Source organism: Microbacterium sp. B19 (assembly GCF_000333395.1).
GTDB lineage: Bacteria > Actinomycetota > Actinomycetes > Actinomycetales > Microbacteriaceae > Microbacterium.
This window is the reverse complement of record NZ_BADA01000268.1, coordinates 1-886: the sequence shown is the minus strand read 5'-3', so window position 1 is coordinate 886 and position 886 is coordinate 1. Positions and strand designations below refer to the sequence as shown.

The 886-nt window shown below is 73.4% G+C and carries 1 protein-coding gene; it reads right to left on the bottom strand.

Annotation, left to right across the window (positions count from 1 at the left end):
- Nucleotides 1-150: 150 nt before the first annotated feature.
- The coding region (locus I5G_RS09880) for a class I SAM-dependent methyltransferase (RefSeq protein ID WP_022878913.1) at nucleotides 151-886 on the bottom strand (736 nt) is incomplete at its 5' end.

Here is an 886-nt window from a genome sequence, read left to right as displayed (position 1 = left end):
GGACATGCCCCCCCAGAGGTGGGACGAGGGTGTGTGCCGGGCGGCAAGGGCTGAGGGCCATGTCCCACTTGGTGCGGACTGCGGTGGTCGCAGCCGCACCTTTTGGGACATGCACCGCCAGAGGTGGGACGCGGGGCGAAGCGCTGAGGGTCAGCGGCGCGTCGACACCGTGACCGTGAACTTGCGGTCGCGGGCGACCTGACGCGTCGGGCCGACGAGGCGCTCGAGCGCGGGACGGTACTGCAGCGCGGAGTTCCACACGGTCCACAGCTCCCCGCCGGGCTCGAGCACGCGGGCGGCATCGGCGAACATCCGCGGGGCGATGCCCTCGGTGATCGCACCGCCGCTGTGGAACGGCGGGTTCAGTGCGATGAGGGACGCGCTGGCATCCGGACGCGAGGCGAGCAGGTCGTCGCGGACCACCTCGACACGGTCGCCCACGCCGTTGGCCGCGGCGGTCGCGCGGGCCGAGGCCACGGCGGCGGCGGAGCGATCCGTCGCGACGATCCGGACGGATGGATGCCGCAGCGCCCACGCCGCGGCCACGACTCCGGTGCCGCACGCGAAGTCGATCGCGCCGTCGGTCGGGTCGGGGAGGTGGGCGAGGAGGAGGCGTGTGCCGATGTCGATCGAGGCGCCCGCGAACACGCCGCCGAATGCGCGCACCTCGAGGCCGTCGACGGTGGCGGCCTCGGGCTGCGGATCGGCGCCGTCGTGTGGGCGGCGGGCGACGAGCACGCGCGACTTCTGCCGAGCGTGTGTCACGTCGACGCGGTCGAAGTGCGCGCGGAGCACATCGTTCATCGCGAGCGTCATGTGCTTCAGGCGCCCGCCCGCGAAGACGACGACGTCGGGGTGCGCGTGCGCGGCGATGAGTTCGGCGAGT